This is a genomic window from Xenorhabdus beddingii (assembly GCF_002127545.1).
GTDB classification, from domain to species: domain Bacteria; phylum Pseudomonadota; class Gammaproteobacteria; order Enterobacterales; family Enterobacteriaceae; genus Xenorhabdus; species Xenorhabdus beddingii.
In genome coordinates, this window is record NZ_MUBK01000026.1 from 16590 (window position 1) to 39339 (window position 22750).

At 42.2% G+C, this 22750-nt stretch carries 20 protein-coding genes; 8 read left to right on the forward strand and 12 right to left on the reverse strand.

Annotated features, from left to right (window positions below; genetic code table 11):
• Window positions 1–53: 53 nt before the first annotated feature.
• Window positions 54–236: a hypothetical protein gene (locus tag Xbed_RS14510; RefSeq protein WP_086113624.1), complete on the forward strand. Its 183-nt coding sequence runs from the start codon at window positions 54–56 to the stop codon at window positions 234–236.
• Window positions 237–463: 227 nt separating this feature from the next.
• Here Xbed_RS14510 and Xbed_RS14515 read toward each other — a convergent pair whose 3' ends face one another.
• From Xbed_RS14515 to Xbed_RS14535, 5 genes are all read right to left on the reverse strand, one after another.
• Window positions 464–901, reverse strand: coding sequence for a universal stress protein (locus Xbed_RS14515; protein ID WP_086113625.1), 438 nt, complete (start codon window positions 899–901; stop codon window positions 464–466).
• Between the two features lie 121 nt (window positions 902–1022).
• Window positions 1023–1451: a universal stress protein gene (locus Xbed_RS14520; protein ID WP_086113626.1), complete on the reverse strand. Its 429-nt coding sequence runs from the start codon at window positions 1449–1451 to the stop codon at window positions 1023–1025.
• A 127-nt stretch (window positions 1452–1578) separates the two neighbouring features.
• Window positions 1579–2835, reverse strand: a complete 1257-nt coding sequence (locus Xbed_RS14525; protein ID WP_086113627.1) for a NupC/NupG family nucleoside CNT transporter — start codon at window positions 2833–2835, stop codon at window positions 1579–1581.
• Between the two features lie 116 nt (window positions 2836–2951).
• On the reverse strand, window positions 2952–3896 hold the full coding sequence (locus Xbed_RS14530) for a pseudouridine-5'-phosphate glycosidase (protein WP_086113628.1): 945 nt from the start codon (window positions 3894–3896) through the stop codon (window positions 2952–2954).
• The gene (locus Xbed_RS14535) at window positions 3893–4984 is read right to left on the reverse strand and encodes a PfkB family carbohydrate kinase (RefSeq protein ID WP_086113629.1); all 1092 of its coding nucleotides are present in this window, start codon (window positions 4982–4984) and stop codon (window positions 3893–3895) included. Before Xbed_RS14535 ends, Xbed_RS14530 begins: the two co-directional genes overlap by 4 nt.
• A 720-nt stretch (window positions 4985–5704) precedes the next feature.
• Between Xbed_RS14535 and Xbed_RS14540 the strand changes: the two genes are divergently transcribed.
• On the forward strand, window positions 5705–7243 hold the full coding sequence (locus Xbed_RS14540; protein ID WP_086113630.1) for a hypothetical protein: 1539 nt from the start codon (window positions 5705–5707) through the stop codon (window positions 7241–7243).
• Between the two features lie 91 nt (window positions 7244–7334).
• Here Xbed_RS14540 and Xbed_RS14545 read toward each other — a convergent pair whose 3' ends face one another.
• The 4 genes from Xbed_RS14545 to adiA all read right to left on the reverse strand — a co-directional run bounded on the left by Xbed_RS14545 (window position 7335) and on the right by adiA (window position 13894).
• Window positions 7335–7580: a hypothetical protein gene (locus Xbed_RS14545; protein ID WP_139837498.1), complete on the reverse strand. Its 246-nt coding sequence runs from the start codon at window positions 7578–7580 to the stop codon at window positions 7335–7337.
• A gap of 466 nt (window positions 7581–8046) precedes the next feature.
• Complete coding sequence (locus Xbed_RS14550; protein ID WP_086113632.1) at window positions 8047–9531, reverse strand: hypothetical protein; 1485 nt, start codon at window positions 9529–9531, stop codon at window positions 8047–8049.
• A gap of 743 nt (window positions 9532–10274) precedes the next feature.
• Window positions 10275–11603, reverse strand: coding sequence for an arginine/agmatine antiporter (gene adiC / locus Xbed_RS14555; protein ID WP_086113633.1), 1329 nt, complete (start codon window positions 11601–11603; stop codon window positions 10275–10277).
• Between the two features lie 17 nt (window positions 11604–11620).
• Window positions 11621–13894, reverse strand: a complete 2274-nt coding sequence (adiA, locus tag Xbed_RS14560; protein WP_086113634.1) for an arginine decarboxylase — start codon at window positions 13892–13894, stop codon at window positions 11621–11623.
• A gap of 676 nt (window positions 13895–14570) precedes the next feature.
• On the opposite strand from adiA, the gene Xbed_RS14565 reads away from it, so the two are divergent.
• The 4 genes from Xbed_RS14565 to fghA all read left to right on the forward strand — a co-directional run bounded on the left by Xbed_RS14565 (window position 14571) and on the right by fghA (window position 17618).
• Window positions 14571–14885 carry a phage holin, lambda family gene (locus Xbed_RS14565; RefSeq protein ID WP_086113635.1) on the forward strand — a complete coding sequence of 105 codons (315 nt, stop codon included), beginning with the start codon at window positions 14571–14573 and terminating at the stop codon, window positions 14883–14885.
• Window positions 14885–15280, forward strand: coding sequence for a structural protein (locus Xbed_RS14570; RefSeq protein ID WP_086113636.1), 396 nt, complete (start codon window positions 14885–14887; stop codon window positions 15278–15280). The genes Xbed_RS14565 and Xbed_RS14570 overlap by 1 nt, the downstream gene beginning before the upstream one ends.
• A gap of 308 nt (window positions 15281–15588) precedes the next feature.
• Complete coding sequence (locus Xbed_RS14575) at window positions 15589–16698, forward strand: S-(hydroxymethyl)glutathione dehydrogenase/class III alcohol dehydrogenase (protein WP_086113637.1); 1110 nt, start codon at window positions 15589–15591, stop codon at window positions 16696–16698.
• Between the two features lie 59 nt (window positions 16699–16757).
• Window positions 16758–17618, forward strand: a complete 861-nt coding sequence (gene fghA, locus Xbed_RS14580) for an S-formylglutathione hydrolase (RefSeq protein ID WP_086113638.1) — start codon at window positions 16758–16760, stop codon at window positions 17616–17618.
• A gap of 349 nt (window positions 17619–17967) precedes the next feature.
• Here fghA and Xbed_RS14590 read toward each other — a convergent pair whose 3' ends face one another.
• Window positions 17968–18924 carry an alpha/beta hydrolase family protein gene (locus tag Xbed_RS14590; protein WP_086113640.1) on the reverse strand — a complete coding sequence of 319 codons (957 nt, stop codon included), beginning with the start codon at window positions 18922–18924 and terminating at the stop codon, window positions 17968–17970.
• 186 nt (window positions 18925–19110) lie between these two features.
• Between Xbed_RS14590 and soxR the strand changes: the two genes are divergently transcribed.
• Window positions 19111–19575, forward strand: a complete 465-nt coding sequence (gene soxR / locus Xbed_RS14595; protein WP_086113641.1) for a redox-sensitive transcriptional activator SoxR — start codon at window positions 19111–19113, stop codon at window positions 19573–19575.
• 233 nt (window positions 19576–19808) lie between these two features.
• On the opposite strand, the gene Xbed_RS20530 is transcribed toward soxR, so the two are convergent.
• Together Xbed_RS20530 and Xbed_RS14600 are read right to left on the reverse strand one after the other, a co-directional pair.
• Window positions 19809–19934, reverse strand: a complete 126-nt coding sequence (locus Xbed_RS20530; RefSeq protein WP_279625530.1) for a hypothetical protein — start codon at window positions 19932–19934, stop codon at window positions 19809–19811.
• Window positions 19928–20152 (reverse strand): hypothetical protein, encoded by a 225-nt coding sequence (locus tag Xbed_RS14600; RefSeq protein ID WP_086113642.1) that lies wholly within the window; start codon window positions 20150–20152, stop codon window positions 19928–19930. Before Xbed_RS14600 ends, Xbed_RS20530 begins: the two co-directional genes overlap by 7 nt.
• Before the next feature lie 367 nt (window positions 20153–20519).
• Here Xbed_RS14600 and Xbed_RS14605 point away from each other — a divergent pair, with 367 nt between their 5' ends.
• Window positions 20520–22535 carry a phosphocholine-specific phospholipase C gene (locus Xbed_RS14605; RefSeq protein WP_167371927.1) on the forward strand — a complete coding sequence of 672 codons (2016 nt, stop codon included), beginning with the start codon at window positions 20520–20522 and terminating at the stop codon, window positions 22533–22535.
• The last annotated feature ends 215 nt before the right edge of the window (window positions 22536–22750 follow it).

Genomic DNA, 22750 nt, shown 5'->3' on the forward strand with positions numbered 1-22750 from the left:
TTGGATAATATCGAACCACCTTTTAAACTATTCCGTTGAACTTATTAGGACAAATGACAATTAACGCTAAAATCAAACAGCTTGAACAAGAGCTACAGGACGTTGTGAAAAAATATTCAGGGAATGAAGAAGTGACTGTGATTACGACGAACAGTTCAGAAAATAACTTACAGATTCAGATTATTATCGCCGGTAAAAATCAGTTGGATATTACGTTAAACTCATTTTCTGATTAACTCAAATTCGTTGTATTTATCTCATCACAGAATGAACCTAAATGAAATATCAAAATTGCAGGACACTTCCTGACTCCCCCGCACTACGGGGAGTCAGGGATCTTCAGAATTTCAGTATGTCACTATTATGAAAACGGATTTTTGAATCAGTTTTTTCAAAAAAATAACCGCGCTATTTTTTGCACGGTTTTTAGAGGGCGTTACCAGATCAAACTCAATAAATTAAATCATCTCACAACCAAGACTGAAATTTCAGCATATCCCACAATACCCGACGCATTTGAACCCAGTAAATGCGTTGCAATATCAGGCCGGCGTGATCCGACAATAATCAGGTCTGCCCCGATTTCCCGGGCTGTAGACAACACCTTGTCTCGTGGCGAACCAAAGGCAACAGAGTACGATATTCTGTCTTCTGGCAGATTGATTCTTTCTACCACTTTTTTAAGTTCCTCTTCCGAATTCGCTATGGCTTTTTTAGCAAAAGCGCTCAATAAATCATAGTGGTAACTATAACTTACGGAAAACCTGGAAATGTCTGGCACAGAGTGAAAAAGATGCACCTTGGCATTGGATATTTTTGCCAAATACTCTGCATGTTTAATTGCATTATCAGTTAGTTGGTCTTCTGGAATATCAATTGGAACTAAAATCGTGTTATACATATCGACTCCCCTGTAATCGGATATCACCGCTAGCTATTGAGTATCAACCGTAAAACTACCGCAAGAACCTATCACGGAAAAACCATTACCATTATTAACCCATCAAGCCCAAAGCGCACCATTACCGCACGACTAAAACTGATGTTTTTGCATATCTGACAACGCCAGAAGAGTTCGAACCCAGTAAATGTGTGGTGATATTAGGTCGCCTTGAACCAAGAACGATCAAATCAGCCCCGATTTCGTCCGCCGTCGCGGTGATTTCATCCCTTGGTGAGCCAAATGCGATCGAATAGGAAATGTGATCATGGGGTACTGCAAGGGAATCAACCAGTTTTTTCAAATCATTCTCTGCTTTGATCGTCGCCCGGTCCTTAATTTCCATATAGCCTAATGCATAAGCATTAATAATGGCAGATGAAATAGGCAATACATGTAGGAAATGTAATTTAGCCCCTGTTTCTCTGGCGATTTTAAGTGCGCAGTCAACGGCCTTGTTGGTGAGATCTTCTTCTGAAATATCTACGGGTACTAAAATAGTTTTGTACATAGGCACGCTCCTATTACTGGAATACCGAATTAGCCTGATTTTTTCATTATATTGAAACTCAGATAACTTACTGTGAGTTGTCTAACATCTGGGTATGTTAGCGTCTATACAAGCGCATAGATAGAGATCAGGCAGATAAACTCATAAATAGCCCGGCTATCGTTGCACTCATCAGATTGGAAAGTGTCGCCGCCAGTAATGCCCTAAGCCCAAGCCGTGCTATGTCCGAAGTTCGTTCGGGAACCACCGTGATAAATGCGCCGACCACAACCGCAATGGAACCAAAGTTGGCAAAACCACAAAGGGCAAATGAGATAACAGCAATGGTTTTGGGGTCTAAGCTCACCACAGTATCCGTCAGATAGGGAGAAAAATTCACATAAGCCACAAATTCATTGATTGCCAATTTTTGTCCAATCAAACTTCCGGCCAAATCTGCATGTTCCCAGTTAACCCCCATCATGTAAGCCAAAGGTGAAAAGAGGTAACCCAGCAGACTTTCTAAACGGGTTCCTTTGAAGCCAAACCACTCACCAATGCCACCAATCAGGCCATTGATTAGCGCTATCAGGGCAACGAAAGTCATTACCACGGTTGCTACGCCGACGGCGATTTTCAATCCCAGCATCGCCCCACCCGCAGTTGCCTCAATAATGCTGGCAGGACGTTTTTCGCTGAATGATATTTGTTCAAACTGAACTTGTGACGGTTCCGTTGCAGGACTGAGCAGACGGGCAAATAAAATACCCCCCGGAATAGCCATCAATGATGCCGCCAGCAAATATTCTATCGGCACGCCCAACCCTGCATAGCCCACCAGCATCGACCCTGCGATAGAAGCCATACCACTGCACATGACGGTGAAAAGCTCATTGCGGTTCATTTTGTTGACAAACGGTTTTAAAACCGCAGGCAGCTCATTTTGCCCCAGAAATATGGTCGTTACTGCGGCAAAGGCTTCTACTTTGCTAATTTTCATCGATTTCTGGAACGCATAGCCTAAGATATTAATGACCCATTTCATGATGCCAAGATAATAAAGAATGGATATCAAAGAGGTAATGAAAATAATGGCAGGCAACACCTGAAATGCGAAAATAAACCCGGCACCATCAAACAACTCATTCATTTTCGGCCCGACTAAACTGCCAAAAATAAATGCACTCCCTGATGAGCTGTAAGAAATAACGTTATTGACCCCGCTGCCGATACTATTAATTAACCACTTCCCCGCTGGCACATAAAGCATAATCGCGCCAAGGCTTATTTGCAAAAATAATGCAGCCCCTACAGTACGCAGGCTGATTCTTTTTTTATTCAGGGAAAACAGATAACCAATCAGAAGCAGTATGATTATACCGAGCAAGCTGCGTAAAATATCCATAATGATATTCCTGTTATTTTCAGCCAGTCTAAAAAAACCAAAGGTCTATTTCCCGGTATTTTTTCAGACTGGCAGGTATTTTATTATGATTTTGGATAAAACAGATTGGATGAAAATTACGGTTTTTTATTTATCTCTTGGTAAGCAATGGCAACTTCTGCTGCCAATTTAGCATTATTGAAAACCAATTCAATATTCGCCTGTAAACTTTCACCTCCTGTCAGCTCAGTGACTCTGGCCAGCAGGAATGGCGTACTTTCTTTCCCCCTGATCCCCTGATTTTCAGCTTCCCTCACGGCCTGTTCAATAGCTTCATTGATTTGATTTTCTGGCATGGCAAATCGTTCAGGGATAGGATTGGCAATCACGACTCCGCCTTTCAGCCCCGAACGCCACTTTACTTTCATGGCATGGGCAATTTGTTTGGGGTCATCAAGCCTGACACTGACTGGAAATTGACTGGAACGGCAGAAAAATGCCGGCAATTTTTCGGTCTGATATCCCACCAGCGGCACGCCGTGCGTTTCCAGATATTCTATCGTCAACCCCAGATCCAGAATGGATTTGGCACCCGCACACACCACAGCGACATTGGTCATGGCCAATTCCTGTAAATCGGCCGAAATATCAAAGGAGTGTTCCGCCCCACGATGAACACCACCAATACCTCCCGTTGCAAAGACGGCAATACCCGCCATTTCGGCAATAATCATGGTAGAAGCCACCGTAGTTGCGCCATGTTTTCCCGATGCAACAATAAAAGGCAAATCACGACGGCTGACTTTTGCCACTAAGTGACGCTCTTTCGCCAACAACTCTATTTCATCATGGGATAACCCAACTCTCATTCGCCCTTCAATAATGGCAATGGTGGCCGGAACCGCACCACTTTCCCGAATACACTGCTCAACTTCCAAAGCCGTTTCCCTATTTAGCGGATAAGGCATTCCATGAGAAATAATGGTCGATTCTAACGCGACGATAGGACGATTATTTGCCAGCGCATGAACCACTTCTGGGGAAATATCCAGATATTCATTTAATGCAATATTTTTATTCATGATTTTAATTCCAACAGTTTTTTCACTCTGATACAGGATAAATTCGGATGATGGGTAAATTCTGAAGATAACGTGAGTGCAGAACAGCCTTGTGCAAAACGAATGCTCTCTTCCAATGCCATATTTTCCAGCCAACAGTAAACAAGACCGGCCATCATCGCGTCACCCGCGCCATTGGCATTGACAATATTAACTGGCATCGCGGGTGAACACCCTGCAACACCCCCTATTTCGCTGTAATACACGCCCTCTATTCCCATGCTCAAGGCCAGTCGTTGAACGCCTTGTTGATGGAACCACGATGCAGCCTCTGCCGCATCCGCCAGAGTCACGATTTTTATTCCACTGAGTATCTCGGCTTCAAGCCGATTGGGTTTCAAAGTATGGATATGAGATAGCCAATGGCGGATCTTAGTGGCTTTAAATGTGGATACGGTATCAACAAAGATTGGAATATTTTCTGCATGACTGAATAACCACTCTAACGCATCTTCCGTCAGATTACAGTCAATCACTAATACGCCGGCATTTTGAATAAGAGCCTTGGATTGAGATAATAAAGCTGGCGTCAGTTTTTCCAATATATTCATATCATTGACAGCCACTTGCATCTCACCTTGCTCATCAATTAATGAATGGTATGTTGATGTATTTTCACCCGATAGTTTATGAAAATAATCGGTATAAACCCCCGCTGATTTGGTTTGTTCGAATAATGTTTTGCCATAAAAATCATCGCCAATAACAGAAACCAGATAGCTTTCCTGCCCTAATAAAGCAATATTGTGTGCAATATTTCGTCCGACGCCTCCCACTGTGGCTTTATTTTTACCCGGATTAGAATCGCCATAGATTAATGGGGAAAATACATAACTGGTCACATCCATATTGGCAGCTCCAACCGTAACGACGTACCTATTCTCTGAAAGAATATAACCTTTACCTTTTATATACCCTTTCTTACTCAGATTCATAATATGTCCTGCGACACATGAACGGCTAATTCCAAGAATATCGGCAATTTCCTGCTGCTGAATAAAAGGATCTCGCCTGATAAGCTGCAATATCTGTTTTTCTCGATTGGCCATACCATGTCCTTACTGATGTTTTGAACATGAGAACGTTCTATTTCATCACCACCCCGCAGTAAAGTTCATTTATGATGTTTATTATCATTATGAGGAAGAGATCGTAGAGCCGATGAAAAAATCCTCGCAGCACAAAAACAAGATACAAGTCACTTTTTATATATTGAAAATTTACAAAAAGTCACTATTTTATACCATTTAATCGATTCAATAATGTTTTATTGTTGTAATTATCACAATAAAAACAATCAGATTGATAAAATACATTACCCGACAAACATGTGTTTGGTTTTCCATATTTGTTGGTTTATCGAACAAATGGAGGATCGGTTGTTACATGAGAACGTGAGTTGTATCACGGTTTGATGTGTGTCAAGCAGCAGAGCAAGCCGTCATAAATAGTATACCTATCAGGCATTATATTGTTTGTATTTTACTCAGTTTTGCGGTTGGAAAAAGTTTATTAAAGGATGTAATTAGTTATTTCCATATATAAATTTTTTTTATGTTAATGCATTGACACTTATTTGTCCTAATGTCATCTTTTCTTGAAAATCCCTGTAAAATTCTGTCCTTAATTTCGCCCCCCAAAGGGGCGTGATAAATCATAAATATCAATTTCTGTTACTTTCAAGACAGGTTACAACCTATTATTGGCTACACCCATAGGACGTAGTTTTCAATCAATAATCAATCTCATACTTTAAAGAAGGTAATATTATGGCTGGACAACTTAAAGTAACGACTACAGGCGGCTCTAGCGTTATCAAAGGCCAACCGTTCAATGTATTTGTAGAGGTGAGCGGTGAAACAAATATTGACCCTAAGACTACAGAGATCAGTGTCACCCAATCATCGGGGGTGCAACTCATTAAGACATTCCCCGGCGGAGTTGATAAAGGCGTGTTTTCCCAGCAACTGGTATTCTTTGCGGCCGAAGAAATGAATGATGATTACCAAATCTCGTTTGCCGCGAATACACAGAGTAAACCAAAACTGGATGTCAGCTATAAAGCTACCGACAACCCAGAGTTGAAACCAGAAACTTGCATATTGAGAGGATCAGCGGCTTATTTGTACGACCCAAATCCTGTTGCCTTCTCTGGCACTCCCCCCACAATAAACAACCCATTCGTTTCGGCGTCAATCAATCCGATGCTAAAAAATGGGGGGCCAATTTCAGACTATGATATTCCGCTTCGAGCAACAGCTCCTGTGCGAATATTTACTACAGACGATATTGAAATTTTACCTTATGAAATCGATCATCAAAAACAGTATTATGACTATTTAATTCAGAAACCATCAACATCGGCTGTTAACCTTAAAATATACGCTACTCAAGATATCAGTAATTTCGTTGAGTTTGATACAATATTCCATAATAAGGAATACAATCAAAAACAAGTCATATTTATTACGACTGCTCTGATTAATACATCCAGTGATTTTGAACCGCCAGTGATTGAAGAAACATATTCATCTTCTACTTTAACAAGAGAAGATCAAACGGATAATTTCCATTTCATGATTCCGAGTTATCCGGGAGCCAAATCCGGTAATTTCATCATCGGTTTTGTGACCGACGATGAAAAAGACAGGTATAAGCGGCAGCTATGCTTTGGGCAATTAAAACGTGAACAGAGTGGATATTATAAATTGCCAGCCGATTACGGAAATCTATACGATGGTGATAATTTTATCAGCTATGTTGCCGTTGACCAAAAAGGCAACGTACTAGGGTCCGAGCTTAATTTTATCAATTATGATAGCAGTGGCAATAATAGCCCAGACCCCAATGATAAAAACCGGACTCTGGTTGCACCGGAAGTCTATAATCAGTTTGGCCTATTTGTTGGCATATATAACCCTGTCAATATCCATAGTGTCGGTACAAAAGGGCTTGAGGTTCGGCTACTCTCTGACCCCAAGAATCCGGAGCATACCATTGCCGTCGGTGACATGATCACGATTACAGCCTATATCTCATACTATGTCGATATCTTTCCCAAAAAAGCACGTCCTTTACCTATTGTAGTTGCTCAAGATCGCGTGGTGAAATCGACAGAAATCATAAATGGCTATTATAAAGCGACCATCACGCCTGACCAACTGATGGGATATGACTCAGCAGATGGTTATGATGTCGCCGTACTCACGATTGACTACAGTCGTCTTGCCCCGAACCAGAAATCGAAAATTTTTACCAGAAGTTTTGGTACCGTGGCACCGGGTGAAAGAGGAGACTTGGGAGAGTAACACCCTGAGCAGAATAGGTGACTGCAATTTGGCAGTCACCTTCATTAAGATAATTGTTTATTGAACGCTAATCGACCAACACCTTTCTTAGTTAGAAAGGTGTTGGAAGAGTGGACCCCGCACCATACTGAATCCACTTCTTTGCCATCAACGGCAGCAGCTCCATTTTGCCGTAGCTCCAGTAAGCATTTTGAGTCAAAACTCTTGGTAATATTAAGTTCACCCCATTGAGTACCACTTCCCTTGCAGTTTTAATATCACCAAGATTATTGTTTGCTGAGATTTTTAATATTCCATTCTCAATGTGCATAAATAAGTTTTCATAATAGTGATACACTGAAATTCCGAAGATTCCTTACTCCCCGCGCAGCGGGGAGTAAGGAAGTGTTCTACAATTTTGAAATGTCATTTATTACCAATATAGGCATTATTACCGTTCAACTTAGGTAAGGTCAGTATTTGAGAACACTCTTTACCAATGACTATATATTGAGCCTGAAATACACCGCCTTTACCATCCTTACTTGTTATAGACCCAAAATAATTTGAGTTGCATCGCGGCGGCAAGGGAGCGAATCCCCGGGAGCATAGATAACTATGTGACCTGGGTGAGTGAGCGTAGCCAACAAAGAGGCAACTTGAAGTATGACGGGTATAGACCCTTATAAATCAACTTATTGAATTAATACCGTAAACCATTGACTAAACCTGTAATGATAATCTATTAATATCAGCAAAGGCATAACAAGATGATGCTGTTATCAATAACAATAAAAATGATGTCAAAAATCGTTTAAGTAAAATCACTCTATAGTTCCATCTACTTGATAAGTGGAAAGAGGTAAATTCAATATCTTAGAATAAAATGGAGTATCTGGCGATATGGCGGATATAACCTTATACTCAACTTGAAAAGTACCTGGAGATTCTTCAGCATTGCTGGAATAGCCAAAGAGATCACCTTGTGCAATAGCGATTGGAATTTCAGCTTTCAAATTATCGTTATTTACCTCGATGTCAGTATATGTAATGACATCATATTTTTTTACATTGGTATTATTTTTATAACCATTCAGATAAACAGTAACGTAAATTTTATCATTTTTAGCTTTATTTTTATAATTAGGAATGGTGATGTATAAATCTCCAGTGATAGCTGAAATATTTACAAAAGTAACTGTTGTTTCCGGTGTTTCAAGTGTACGTAAAACAACCGGATCAGGCATTGATGGTGCACTACCTACCGCAGTGAAGTTTTGTACTGAGGAAGAAAAACCATCATCACTATTTTCATTAGTTAACAAATAATAGATTGAATTATCTTGAGTCGTAAGAATATTAGCTTTTGCTAATGAAACACCTTCTATTAGGGTCTTCAATTTACTGGTTTTTACAATTTTATCGTTTATGACAATCGCACCCAATGTTCTTTCTTCATTAAATTTAAAATGGGTAGTTAAACTTGATGGTAAGTTTGCAGGATAATAATTTCCTGAATATTCATCTAAATCCAGTACATTATTAATATCTAATGGCAGAAATGGAGGAGGTAAATTCCCTCCAGGATCGGTATCAAGGAAGATAACTTGAGTTAGAACATTTCTCTTATAGAGGCTACTACCTGAATAATATGCAGCTGTTATCCTAAATATTCCTGGCATAGTTGCTCCCAAATAGATGGTCGCGACCCCTTGTGGATTTGTCTGGACTAGGTACCCTAAGCCACTATCATTTTTCAGCTGGGCGTTTTTGTTTTTATCTGAAAAAAATTGTACTGCTGAACTAGGGGTATAAAAACAAATGTTAGCATTTTGTTTCAGATTGCCGGGTGTACCGTCAGGTTTTGCCTCGGTTACCTTTACTGTTAATTGCAGATAATAGTCAGCAGTACCAATATCAGCAATATCAGAAAAAGTACTATAAGCGTGTAAACCAAGTGGTGCGACTAATGGGGATAACAGAATATCTTCATAATAATAGGTGATTGTATCAAATGATTTTTTATTATTGCTGTCAGTGATATCTGTAATTTTGAAGGAAATCTTATCTCCGACTTTCGCATCAGCAAGTGGGCGAAGAATATTAGTGGCTGTCCCGTCATTACAGGTATGCACTGTTGAATAATGAAATTCAGCAAGTTTTTTTGAAGATGGATCAAGTTCCCATTGCAATTTTTTCCCTGACATTAATGTACCAATAACATTATCAACATAAGTAATATTCACAACCAAAGATTTGTCTTTTATATCAACCATTGCATTTCTGCCAGGCGCTATTAACATAGTCATAATTTTCTCCAATCTTATTGCATTAAAAAACACAACCAACCATATGCAAGTTATTGTAAAATAAATTACAAAACATTATCTTATTATTACATTCCACCTAATAAGTTATCAGCGACTGCATTATTTATAAAATTATTTATATATAGTAAGTTATGAAACACGACTTAGTGATTATATTTATTTATCATATTTAAAAATATTTTTTCCAATGAAAAAGATTTCTATATCATAATTAAGAATAAGCAAGTGAATTTAAATGTATTTATTTTTTACAATGTTACTATAATACGCATTCATTACATATTATTACAGAGATTTAAACTTTTAGAATAAACCATGTTGCTGCAGCATCACTGATTGTAGTAACAATTGCAATACTCACAATCAAGAAAACATTAAAATATTGAGTAAGATTATTATTTATATGTCTACTCGCATATTTACCATAAAGACATCACTTAAATTATATTTAATTATATCGTGTTCTGGATAATTAAAGCGAACAAGGTGTTGCCATTGTTTTTTATGTCATTTTGATTTGTGACAATAACGACAACAAACATCAATTTTAGCCATACTTCATCCAGAAAAAGACTGCAGTCTATCACAACGTCTAATCATTTTAGACACTCCAACTTTTAACTATTTTTATGCCCTAAAATCAATATGAAAATTGATTATCTCTATCCCTAAATACAAAAAGGTGCTGAAACACCAGCACCTTTTTATCCTGTAAACCTGAATTATTCCTTTTTATCTAAGGGAAAAGGGACAGGATGTTTAGTGTTGTAGTTAAACGTATACATGGCCGTGATGATCATCATCACAATCAACGTCCACACCACTTCTTTGGCTCCCGTTCCCAAAACTGCCCAGATACAATAAGCAAAGGCAATAAAAGTAATGATAATATAGCGCGTTTTTTCTTGCCCAAGATGTCCGTGACCGATGAGCAGCAAAGCCGCGCAGGTATATAAATAGGGGATCAGGGTAAAAATCACTGAGACGGAAGAAACCAACCCAAATTCTTTCGCGGCGTTCGGGGATATGCTGCTAAGCTGGAAAATCGTCATTAGAACGCCAAGGATCAATAAACCCGCAACCGGGGTTCCTGCTTTATTCACTTTGGCAAAGATCGCAGGAAACAGCCCATCATCTGCTGCTGCTTTGGCTGTCTGCCCTGCCAGTAATGTCCAGCCCCCCAGCGATCCCAAACACCCTACTGCAGCACAGAAAGCGACGACTGCCCCGGCGGTATCTCCCAATGCTAATCTGGCGGCATCCCCAAACGGTGAAGAGGAAACTTTCAATGCTGCATTGGGGATCATGCCCATAATCACGCTACTGGACAGGACATAACAGACCGCCGCGATCAGCACGCCACCAATGGTCGCAATCGGTACGTTCCGCTTAGGATTCTTGACCACACCGGCAGCAACCGAAGCACTTTCAACACCAATGAAAGACCATAGCGTCACGTTTAAAATGCTTTGGATCGCCCCAACAGTGTTTAATCCACTGACATTCCACGCATCCATGTAAGTTTTACCGCTGAACCAGAACCAACCCAATACCGCCGTCGCCACGATGGGGATCAACGCCAACGTTGTCGCCACCGCTTGTACTCTGGTAATGACATGCGGCCCGATAATGTTCAAAAAAACGAATATCCACAATATTGCCGTACAGGTGATCGTTAAAATGATCGGGTCTTTCAGGATGGGGAAAAAGTAACTCAGATAGCCTACGCCAATCACGACCATCGCAATATTTCCGATCCAACACGCCAGCCAGTATAGAATGTTCGTCTGGTAGCCCAAAAAAGGCCCAAAGGCCCGGCGGGCATAAGCATAGGAACCACCGGGACTATCGTCCAATGAGGATATCTTGGCATATACGATTGACAGTCCCACCGCACCGATGATAGTCACTAACCAGCCAAGAATGGCAATGCCTCCCGTTGAAGCCAGACTGGCTGGCAGCAGAAAAACCCCCGACCCCATAATGTTACCGGCAACCATCAGTGTAACGGGGATCAATCCGACTTTTGTCGTCTCTGAAACTGTAGCCATAATTTATTTTCCCGTTCTCACTTTTTGATACACATAACGTGATAAATACCGTTGATGATTTCAGTACCTTCCGTTTCATGTTCGAAACCGGGGAATTCGTGATCCCATTTTTGCAGTGCATGCAAATACTCAATCTGGGGGCTGGTGTTATCACCGAAATTTTCGCCTGAAAGCAACATCGGAATGCCGGGTGGATAGGGGATAATGGAATTTGCTGCGATACGGTGGGGTAAATCGTCCAGTGCCACCATTTCCACATTATTGGTCACGATGGCCTGATAAGCCGCTCTGGGAGTCATTGCCATTTCAGGCAAACCCGCATATGCCTGGTTCAATTTTTCACCCGGATTATCCTGCCGTAAATAATCGAACATTTTATCGCCCAGTTCTTTTACGCCTAAATGCCCATAAACTTCCGGATATTGATTCACCAAGTCAGGCAAAACCTTACTCAACGGCGTATTAGCGTCATAATGGTGTTTGAAAGATAATAGGGTATTGAGTAATGTTCCCCATTTTCCTTTGGTAATGCCCATTGAAAACAGGAACATAATTTGGAAATCCGTGGTACGGGTCGGCACAATACCATGTTGGCCTAGCCACGCAGTCACCAATGCCGCCGGTACGCCCTGTTTCTGTAACTTGCCATTATCCCCCATCCCCGGCGCCAAGATGCTGACTTTAATCGGATCGAGCATACTCCAGTCATCAGGCAAATCTTCAAATCCATGCCAACTGTCTCCCGGACGCATCACCCAGCAACTTTGCTCTTTTGTCAGTAATTCTTTGGGAGCTTCTTCAAAAGCGATTTTTTTGCCTGTTGCGGGATCAGTGACTTTTTCCTGATTCCACGGTTTAAAGAACCAGCTACCCTTTTTGCTGAATTCCCTATGCAAACGGGCCAGTGCCTGACGAAAATCAACAGCCTCTTCAATGACTTCCTGCGTCAAGGAATAACCACTATTGCCATCCATCATGGAAGCGGCGATATCGTTTGAAGCACAAATTGCGTATAAAGGGGATGTTGTCGCATGCATCATGTAGGCTTGATTAAATCTGGAAAAATCCACGGAATTTCGTCCATCACGCACATGGATAAATGAGGCTTGTGATAGTGCATTCAGTAACTTGTGGGAGGAGTGAGTGGCAAAGACCGTCGGCCCTGAATGATTTTTAGGTTCCCCGCGCATGGCGTAATGATCATGATAAATCGGGTTAAAACGCGCATAGCCATACCACGCTTCATCAAAATGTATCCGATCGACACTTTTATCCAGCAATTCCTGTACATGCTTGGCATTATAACAAACACCATCATACGTACAGTTTGTCACTACACTATAGACGGGCTTATGGCTGGACATGCCCTGAGTCAATGGGTTCTGTTTAATCTTTTTCTGTAGTGTTTTCGCCTGCATTTCCTGCGGATAGATAGGGCCGATGATGCCATAGCGGTTACGGCTGGGCAGCATGTAGACAGGTTTCGCGCCTGTCAGGATTAACCCTTGTTCGATGGATTTATGGCAATTTCGGTCAATAATGACAACATCATCTTCGGTCATGCAAGCCTGCATAATCGTGCGGTTAGAACCTGATGTTCCGACGACAACCGAGTAAGAATGGTCTGCGCCAAATATTCTGGCCGCATTTCTTTCACTTTCGCCAAAGGCGCCTGAGTGATCCAACAGCGAACCCAATGACGCGCGTTCGATCCCCATATCGGTACGGAAAAGATTTTCTCCATAATAGTCATGATAAAAACGGCCAATGGGTGTTTTATTAAATCCCACCCCGCCCTGATGCCCCGGGGCAGCCCACGAATATTCATAGGTTTGGCTGTATTTCATTAAAGCCGACATTAAAGGAGGCAACAATTGTTGGCGATACCGGGACATGGCCGCAATGGCTCGGCCGGCAATAAAATCCGCCGAATCTTCCAGTATCCAGGCAAATTCAGCAAGTTGTTCCAGCAATTCATGGTTCAGTAAAAATACCGTTTTTTCTCGGTCACTTAATAAAAAGACGGGAACGTTTTCCTGACGTTGAGATAATTTATTCAATATTCGCTGTATATTGCGATATAAATCATCATCCATAAGTGCACAACTCACCATCAAACAATCGAATGGCTCATTGGCTGAAATTATCGTATAGCTATCCTCAAGAGAATCCGCAATAACAACATCAACATCTTTCTTAGTTAATGTATCAGCCAAACGCTGTACCGCGTTTTCAATATAGTGACTATGATATCGTGTACCCACTGCGTTTTTTGCTATCAATACTTTCATAACATTTTTCCTTACGCTATTTCTACTTGAACCAACAAGATAAATTTAGTGTTACTGGCAATTGCCATAGAATGGTTGATACAATCAGGAAATTGGATGGTTTTCATTCTGTCAGAGCTGTACAAAAAGTATTTCTAACGGTGCTGGGTGAGTTGTAATAACTCATGACAACTATTCGTTGGTATATAAATTTCTACGCTTAAAATCACATTGATTAATATAGTGTCTATTTTAATTTGTGCAATTTAGGTAAATAGCCAGAGATTGGAGTGGTTATACCGGGTTGAGGTTATGAATATTGAAATAACAGGAAAAACAGTTAATCACCGTTATGCTAATATTTTAGCGTAATTAGTTTTTTATCTACCCCCTGCTTATTTAACTTGTTTTTTGTATAACCAATCTATTTTATCGCTGTTTTTTGGCCTTTTAGTTAACTTCAGAAAAATGTCATACCACTCATTTACTGGCTATTCCCCGGTAAAAACCTCCCGGCAATTCACGCCATCATCACGTTAATTTAGTAAGAGCCAGAGCACAACGGCATGGCAATGTGGATTTTCTTTACTGACGTTACTATGGAAAAGTACAGGGCATCACTGAGTCGGTACTGAAAAACCATCACGTTTGAAAGCGCCTGCTACGGTGATCCCATCATTAAATTATGGGACTGAGAATGAAAGAACATCCTGATTTATGGGCCGATTTATTAAACGGTCTGAAAAATTCCTGGCCACAGATATCAGGCTCTATTTTAGCCATCATGATTTGTTATGGCCGATTGATTTATGACGGTGTGGAGCGAAAAAATCGTTGGGTCGAACCGCTATTGTGCGGAGCGCTGTCATGGGGGTGTTCCAGCGGATTGGAACTATTTGGTATTCCAAGCAGTGTTTCACCTGCCCTTGGCGGTGCCGTTGGCTTTATTGGCGTAGAAAAAATACGGGAATTTGCTATCCGCGCTATCAACAAACGTTTAGGAGATAAATAATGACAAGAGGGATCCGTAACCATAATCCAGGCAATATCCGCCACGGGGATAAATGGCAGGGTTTACGTGAGGCACAAACAGACAAATCATTTTGCCAGTTTGTCGCTCCTGAGTACGGCATCCGCGCGATGCTGAAAATTCTGCGTAATTACGAACGAAAATATGGATATAACACGATCCGCCAGTTTATTTCCCGCTGGGCTCCACCCAATGAAAATCATACTGAAAATTACATTGCTTATGTCTGCAAAGCGGTCGGTGTATCCAGCAGTGCGGTATTGGATGTGGACAATATCCACACGATGAGTCGATTAGTTAAGGCGATTATCCAGATGGAAAATGGTCAGCAACCCTATTCCGATGCTGTCATTAAGCGGGCATTTGAGTTGTTATAAGTTTCGAGAAATATATCATCACCGTCAGCGTCTTGACGGTGATTTTAGCCCCAGTCAAAATCAATACCTTTTATTTTTCTACTGGTTTCTTATTTTTCTATTAGTTTTAATGCTATAAATCTCTCGCCAAATTTATCCCTCATATTATGTCTTATGTCGTTGCTGTCTTGAAGCCATTATTTTAGTGATACCCAATCATCAATCGTTAAATTTGTGATACAACTATAGGGTCAATCGCCAGATGAAGAAGACATAAACACCAACTCATTGATATTAAAAATAAATACCATCAAAGAAAGAGAGGTTATATGAAATCACGTGCTGCTGTTGCCTTTGGCCCCAACCAACCACTCAAAATTATTGAAATTGATGTTGCTCCCCCGAAAGCGGGTGAAGTCATGATAAAAATCAGCCATACAGGCGTTTGCCATACTGACGCCTTTACTCTTTCAGGCGATGATCCTGAGGGGGTATTTCCGGTTGTTTTGGGACATGAGGGAGCCGGTATCGTCGTCGAGGTGGGTGAAGGCGTCACCAGTGTAAAACCGGGTGATCATGTTATTCCATTATATACTGCTGAATGCGGTCAATGTGAGTTCTGCCGGTCTGGTAAAACCAACCTTTGTATCGCGGTTCGTGATACTCAGGGTAAAGGCGTTATGCCGGATGGCACAACACGTTTTTCTTACAATGGACAGCCTATCTATCATTACATGGGCTGCTCCACATTCAGTGAATATACGGTCGTCGCGGAAGTCTCACTGGCAAAAATCAATCCGGCAGCAAAGCATGAACATGTTTGTCTGTTAGGCTGCGGTGTCACTACCGGAATTGGTGCCGTACATAATACCGCCAAAGTACAGCCAGGAGATTCCGTTGCGGTTTTCGGCCTTGGTGGAATCGGGCTTGCCGTCATTCAAGGTGCCCGTCAAGCAAAGGCGGGACGTATTATTGCCATCGATACCAATCCGGCTAAATTCGAACTGGCCAAACACTTTGGTGCCACTGAATGTATCAACCCCAATGAGCATGACAAGCCAATTCAGCAGGTCATTCTGGAGATGACAAAATGGGGTGTTGATCATACTTTCGAATGCATCGGTAATGTCAACGTAATGCGTGCGGCGCTCGAAAGTGCACATCGTGGATGGGGACAATCCGTGATCATTGGCGTAGCGGGTGCCGGACAGGAAATTTCTACCCGTCCGTTTCAGCTCGTTACGGGACGCACATGGAAAGGCAGTGCTTTTGGCGGCGTGAAAGGACGCAGCCAGTTGCCCGGAATGGTGGAAGAGGCCATGAAAGGTGAAATCGAGCTGGCGCCTTTCGTTACTCATACCCTGTCTCTGGAGGATATTAATGAGGCTTTCGACTTGATGCATGAAGGTAAATCGATCCGAACCGTCATTCACTACTGACTCAGTCTTTACCTTCAGCAGAAAATCGCCACAACCAATGACCTTAGAGAGAAAAGTTAATGAAAAGAATCGAACATCACGCCTGTTTTCGTGGATGGCAGGATGTCTATCAACATGAGTCAAAAGTCTTGGGCTGCCAGATGCGTTTTTCCATTTTCCTGCCTCCCCAGATTAAAGAAAAAAGATTGCCTGTGCTGTATTGGCTCTCCGGATTGACGTGCACAGAACAAAATTTCATCACCAAAGCAGGCGCCCAACGTTATGCGGCGGAGCAAGGTATCGTCGTTGTTGCCCCGGATACCAGTCCACGAGGTGATGATATTGCTGATGACCCCGCTTATGATCTGGGACAAGGGGCAGGGTTTTATCTCAATGCCTTAAAACACCCTTGGTCTTTACATTATCGCATGTACGATTATGTGGTTGCGGAATTACCCGAACTGATTGAAGCAAACTTTGAGGTAACGGAGATACGGGCTATCAGCGGCCACTCTATGGGGGGCCACGGCGCCATGATGATAGCCCTGAGAAATCCTGATCGCTATTGCAGCGTATCAGCGTTTTCACCCATTGTCGCACCCAGTCAGGTTCCGTGGGGAATCAAAGCCTTTTCCACCTATCTTGGCGAAGACCGATCTGCATGGAAACAGTATGATTCTGTAGAACTGATCAAAAACGCAAAAGAAAGGCTCCCTGTTTTGGTTGATCAGGGACTCAACGATGACTTTTTGGATGAACAGTTACGTCCCCATTTATTACAGGCTGTCTGCGATGAAATTGGTTATCCCGTGACCCTAAATTTGCATCCGGAGTATGACCATAGCTACTACTTTATTGCCAGTTTCATTGAGGATCATATCGCCCACCATGCCAAGGCCATGAAAAAATGTGCTGATAACCACCACAAAAACCTAAAATGAGCTTTTCAGGCCACCAAACAAAAATGAGTGGCCTTGACGATAATATGAATATACTCAATGGGTTTCAAGATGCAGCCAACAAAGCTGCAACTTGAAAAGCAACAGGCATAATATCTTGGCAAAATTACTTCGGTAGTACACCGTATGACTGAAAATAACCAGCTTGTGTAATAAATTGATTATAATATTTGTTTTCTGCCACCGTGTGACTTGCAGCACTTTGGGCATTGACATACTGGCGCTATTTCCTTCTGATTTGTCGTTCCTTGTGACGCTTGCATAAAAACGTTTTATTCCAGCCAGGGCATTAAAAATATTTTTCTGGTCGTTCATTTCTGATGGCCGGTTTCTATGGAACATCACGCTTTTCATGACCCTGTTTGCGACCGTGCACTTGTAACTGATACCAGCTTTTAATGTCTTTAATTATCGCTGAAGCATGGTCGTTCCCATCACTATCCTTGAAAAAATGGTCTAAACCCTCATAAGTTTTAAAAGAAACCATTGGGTTATCAATTGCCGCCATCATCTGTAATGCCCCAGCCGCATCAACATTATGATCACTCATGGTCTGGATAACCAATAGTGGCGTCTTACTGGATTGGATCATTTTCTGATTGTCAATGGATAACACCTCGTGCCACCAGTTTGTACCATGTTTACTCACTGTCATGCCAGCCGGCAATTGTTGTTTTTTGGCTTTTTCTGCAAAGGCCTTAAAATTGTTAACGGCTTCATCGGTCATTTCCTCTGGTGATTCACGCCTGATACTCTGAATGACATCATCAATAAAGAAACGTCCTCCACCATTCATTGAAATAGCAGCAGTAATAAAATCTGCATCAGAAGCTATCATATTGGTGATAATCGCACCTTCACTTCCCCCAAGCAGGACAATATGACGATAACGGTTTTTTAATTGATGCAAGACAGCAAGATAATCTTTAACCCGTTTTGATGGTGAGTCACCCTGCATATATTCCTGCGGGCACGTCAATTCATCAGGTTCAACACCATTTTTGCCGATCCTGCGATCAAGACCTGACTTTTCTACCAAGAGAATATCGTTATCAGGAAAAGTCGCCCCAAAATTTTCTATCATTGTCCGGTTATTGATAACACTTTTACAATCAGAACCCTGAATCAGGACAAGCAGATCTTTATAATGCGTGCCATCGCGCGATATCAGGTAGTAAATAATATCTTTGCCATCATTTCCCTGTAAACTATAGCTGACCTGTTCAGCCACAGCTTGTAAGGATATTGGGGTTAAAACAAATACGATGAAAATAAGTATTTTTTTCATAATAAACCTATCACTCTGATTGATTATATACCCGTCATCATTGAAGATGCTTGATATCTCATTGAAATTAGATCATTCTAACGCCCATGAAAATTCATCTGATTCCCGAACAGAAAGCCCCCCTTTTCATTGATGCACCATACACTCCCGGTAAGCGGAATACACTCTGACCTAAGGTCAATAAAGATGGCAAAAAACAGAGACATTGATTTTAATAGGGCATTAACGGTTGGAGAAGTCGCGAAACGTAGTGGAGTCGCTGTGTCAACCTTGCATTTTTATGAATCAAAAGGATTAATCAAAAGCTCACGTAATTCGGGAAATCAGCGCCGTTTTCCGGCCGTTGTACTTCGTTATATAGCCATAATTAAAGTCGCACAGAGTACCGGCATCCCGTTGAAAGAAATACAGGAAATACTAGGCCAGTTTCCTCCTAACAGCAAACTCACTGCCGAACAATGGCGAATGCTTTCCTCGCAATGGCGGGATACGTTGGAACAACGCATAACAAAATTAATCCAGCTACGTGATAATCTGGATAGTTGCATTGGCTGTGGGTGTCTTTCACTGACAGAATGTCCGTTGCGTAATCCAAATGATATTTTGGGAGAAACCGGATCGGGGCCGAGAATTCTGCTTCAAAAAGAATAAAACAAGGTTATAACCTCAGCCCTGATTAACTTTAAATATACTCAGGCAAAGAAGAAAAAATAAAAACAAAAACTCTCCATCTAAAATTATTTAATCTTTTTTGATAATTTCGGATATTTCTTTGACGCGATAACTTCGTGTCATCGGTTTTTATTTTATATCATCGCCTGTCATTACGTTATCAAGATCAAACTTGATACTCCATACTCGCCCTTTATGCCAAATCAAGCCGACTACGGTTTCTTATGCCGTTGGAGTCCCTGAATGGTCATGGAATCATCATCGTTAGTGACATCCAGTAGTGACTGTGCCCAGAGTCGCAGGCGTTTACGATTATCCTGCTTTTTAAAATTCAGCATGAAATCCATGTCGTCATAGGATACCAAACGTCTTTATCAGGAAATACGTTAAGTACGTTTTGGATATAATCGCTCATTAACTGACGCCCACCGGATGCGGTGAGATACTTTCCAGCGCGGCGAAAAATATATTCGCCCCTCAACAACCCAACGGCTGAGACATCCTGATAAATCCGGGGATCGGGTAATTCGCCGCTGAGGGAAACTTCGATATCCATGATTTTTTCCTTAAGGTTAACGTGAACATTTTAAGATTAATGTGAGCGCTCCTTTACCATTTTGGCGCAGAATTCGGCGATGGTCGGGTTAAAAAATTTCTACCCCTTTTTAAGATTGAAACTATCGCTTGATTTTTTTCAATAAAACAATCCATTCACATTAATGAAACACTCTGATTTGTCTATCACAAAACAGGACATCATCTGGCTGTTGAAGGCATCCTTTACGGTTCTGTATAACAATATTATGGCTATAGGTGGGTTAAAAGGCTCTATAATTGTTAATGAAATGTAACGAAATAATTATTTTGAATACAGGTGTGACTGCGCGATCTATACAACCACAACATTTAAAATGGAGTGCCTTATGACCCAGCTCGATCTTCATAAATCTTTCGCCATGCCCGTTAACACAGCAGACTTGGCGAATATCAAACACGTTGTGATTCTTATGCAAGAAAATCGCAGCTTCGACCATTATTTCGGAATGCTGCGTGGCGTGCGAGGCTTTTCGGACAAAGCGGCTATCACCGTAACTACCAACCTATATCCGATATTCAACCTCGGCGGACCCTCCATATTTAATCAGCCTAATGGCACCTCACGCCAATACCCATGGGCATTGAACACAACATCGCCGACATCCGACCAGCCTAGTGAAATAATCGCTCAGTGTAATACAAGTCTCGACCATGGGTGGCATTCGCAACATAGAGCCTGGAATAACGGTAAACTTGATGCATGGATCGCGGCCAAAAAAAGCACATGCACGATGGGATATCTCACGAGGCAGGATATTCCTTTCCATTACGCCCTTGCCGATGCTTACACTATCTGCGATCACTACTTCTGCTCTGTCATCGGTCCAACTGGCCCTAATCGAACCTATCTGTGGAGCGGGATGATCGACCCGGATGGTAAAAACGGAGGACCCTCCTTTGACGGAGGCGAAGAATCTGGATTGAAGTGGAAAACGTATGCGGAAGAATTGCAAGATGCAGGTATTAGCTGGAAGGTCTATCAAAATGCGCAAGACAATTTTACCGACAATGGCCTGGCCTATTTCACGCAATTTGAGAAAGCCCCCACCACCAGCCCCCTGTATCAATATGGCATGGGGTCCGTGCCCGAAGTAACAGGTTCCACTCCAGACGATATTGCAAAAGCGATTGAAAATGATGTGAAAAACGGCAATTTGCCACAGGTGAGTTGGATCGTTGCCAATCAAGAGTATAGCGAACATCCCAATGCACCTCCGGACAATGGTGCCTATTTCATCAACAAAGTCCTGAAGGCGCTATGGGCGGACGAAGACACCTTCAATTCTACGGTATTCATTCTCAACTATGACGAAAATGACGGCCTCTTCGATCATGTCCCGCCGCCAATTCCTCCCGCTTCCACACCTGACGAATTCCTCAAGAATGAGCCGATTGGCATGGGGTTTCGCGTACCGCTGATCATCTGCTCTCCCTGGACCCGAGGCGGTGTCGTGGACTCGCAGGTCTACGACCACACTTCAGTCATCCAGTTTCTGGAGCGCTGGACAACGAGTTTGGGCCACCCAGCCTTATGCTCTACAATCAGTAAATGGCGGCGACAAATCAGCGGCGATCTCACTGGCGTATTCGATTTTGCCAATCCTCTTTATGGTTTCCCCAGCTTGCCACCGGCAACCAAAATAACAAAGCTCAGCCTATGCAATAAACAGCCGACTCCCTCAAGCGACAACGCTCCCAACAGCCTTCCGGCACAGGAAGATGGCAGACGACCCGCACGTCCCCTACCTTTTCAACCAGATGCGAACATTTCGTCAATCCAATACAACGAAAATGGCCGGATTTTGATATGGATCGAGATGGTTAATGCGGGTAGCAGTGCCACTCGGGCCGTCCCACTGGCAGTTTACGCCACGGCATATCGCAATGGTGGCCCGTGGCAATACACGGTTGACAGTAATAGCGTGGTCAATGACTTCTTCAATGTTGGTCCAGGCTACGGTGACAGCCATTACGATTTTACTGTGATCGGCCCCAACCGCTTTCTACGCCACTTCACAGGCGATCTGAAAGGGTTGGGCAGTAAGTGTAGCATCACCTCATCTTACATCGACCAAGGGACGGGCTTGGGCATCCGCGTCGCATTGACCAATGACGGAGCTCAGGAAGTGCTCTTCACCATCACATCGAACAATCCAGATTATACTGCTGAAGGTCCGTGGCGGTACTCAGTCGCCGCCGCCCAAACTGAGTATTTTTACTTTCCAGTTATCGAAAAATCCGATGGCTGGTACGATTTCACCATCACTCTCGACATGGACGAGCGCTGGTTGCGCCGCTATACCGGCCATATCGAGAATGGCAAAGTTTCGACGACTGGCTAATAAGAGTGGGATCAGATTGCCAATCGTAGCTGAACCCGACGGGTAAATTATCCAGCACATTCACAAGGAAAGTCACCGCTTGCCCAGAATTAGTTGAGATGTTTGCATAATGCTTTCCGTCATTTCTGTAATGATTATATCTGGATGCTATTATTTTTCTGGTGAATCAGTTAAATATACTGTATCTCCAACAATAGAATATGATAGACAGAGGA

Coding starts and splice junctions, on each gene's coding strand:
- Xbed_RS14525 (WP_086113627.1), bottom strand. CDS start 2,835: ATGGATATTTTACGCAGCTTGCTCGGTATAATCATACTGCTTCTGATT.
- Xbed_RS14520 (WP_086113626.1), bottom strand. CDS start 1,451: ATGTACAAAACTATTTTAGTACCCGTAGATATTTCAGAAGAAGATCTC.
- soxR (WP_086113641.1), top strand. CDS start 19,111: ATGGCAAAAAACAGAGACATTGATTTTAATAGGGCATTAACGGTTGGA.
- Xbed_RS14590 (WP_086113640.1), bottom strand. CDS start 18,924: ATGAAAAAAATACTTATTTTCATCGTATTTGTTTTAACCCCAATATCC.
- Xbed_RS14565 (WP_086113635.1), top strand. CDS start 14,571: ATGAAAGAACATCCTGATTTATGGGCCGATTTATTAAACGGTCTGAAA.
- Xbed_RS14510 (WP_086113624.1), top strand. CDS start 54: ATGACAATTAACGCTAAAATCAAACAGCTTGAACAAGAGCTACAGGAC.
- Xbed_RS14605 (WP_167371927.1), top strand. CDS start 20,520: ATGACCCAGCTCGATCTTCATAAATCTTTCGCCATGCCCGTTAACACA.
- Xbed_RS14540 (WP_086113630.1), top strand. CDS start 5,705: ATGGCTGGACAACTTAAAGTAACGACTACAGGCGGCTCTAGCGTTATC.
- Xbed_RS14530 (WP_086113628.1), bottom strand. CDS start 3,896: ATGAATAAAAATATTGCATTAAATGAATATCTGGATATTTCCCCAGAA.
- fghA (WP_086113638.1), top strand. CDS start 16,758: ATGAAAAGAATCGAACATCACGCCTGTTTTCGTGGATGGCAGGATGTC.
- adiC (WP_086113633.1), bottom strand. CDS start 11,603: ATGGCTACAGTTTCAGAGACGACAAAAGTCGGATTGATCCCCGTTACA.
- Xbed_RS14600 (WP_086113642.1), bottom strand. CDS start 20,152: ATGGATATCGAAGTTTCCCTCAGCGGCGAATTACCCGATCCCCGGATT.
- adiA (WP_086113634.1), bottom strand. CDS start 13,894: ATGAAAGTATTGATAGCAAAAAACGCAGTGGGTACACGATATCATAGT.
- Xbed_RS14515 (WP_086113625.1), bottom strand. CDS start 901: ATGTATAACACGATTTTAGTTCCAATTGATATTCCAGAAGACCAACTA.
- Xbed_RS14535 (WP_086113629.1), bottom strand. CDS start 4,984: ATGGCCAATCGAGAAAAACAGATATTGCAGCTTATCAGGCGAGATCCT.
- Xbed_RS14570 (WP_086113636.1), top strand. CDS start 14,885: ATGACAAGAGGGATCCGTAACCATAATCCAGGCAATATCCGCCACGGG.
- Xbed_RS20530 (WP_279625530.1), bottom strand. CDS start 19,934: ATGCTGAATTTTAAAAAGCAGGATAATCGTAAACGCCTGCGACTCTGG.
- Xbed_RS14575 (WP_086113637.1), top strand. CDS start 15,589: ATGAAATCACGTGCTGCTGTTGCCTTTGGCCCCAACCAACCACTCAAA.
- Xbed_RS14550 (WP_086113632.1), bottom strand. CDS start 9,531: ATGACTATGTTAATAGCGCCTGGCAGAAATGCAATGGTTGATATAAAA.